The sequence below is a fragment of the Flavobacterium sp. FlaQc-52 genome, from assembly GCF_044007495.1.
GTDB classification, from domain to species: domain Bacteria; phylum Bacteroidota; class Bacteroidia; order Flavobacteriales; family Flavobacteriaceae; genus Flavobacterium; species Flavobacterium cupriresistens.
Genome location: NZ_JBIPCV010000051.1, coordinates 1 through 280 on the forward strand (window position 1 = coordinate 1; position 280 = coordinate 280).

At 34.6% G+C, this 280-nt stretch carries 1 tRNA gene; it reads left to right on the plus strand.

Features of this window, described 5'->3' with window-relative positions:
- Positions 1–9 precede the first annotated feature (9 nt).
- Positions 10–83, plus strand: a tRNA-Ile gene (locus ACHRV5_RS22465).
- Positions 84–280 lie beyond the last annotated feature (197 nt).

Genomic DNA, 280 nt, shown 5'->3' on the forward strand with positions numbered 1-280 from the left:
GTAAAACAGAGTCTCGTAGCTCAGCTGGTTAGAGTACTACACTGATAATGTAGGGGTCGGCAGTTCGAGTCTGCCCGGGACTACTTTTTAAGAGAATTAATTAAAAATCAAAAATTTATAATTAAAAGTAACTTAAAAAGACTGAAAAGCTTAAAAAAAAGGAAATTCTAGAAGTTGGAATTCACCAAAGAAATTAGAGAAGAATTAAGAAATCTAAAATCTGAATTCTACAATCTAAGATTGCAAAATGGGGGATTAGCTCAGCTGGCTAGAGCGCCTG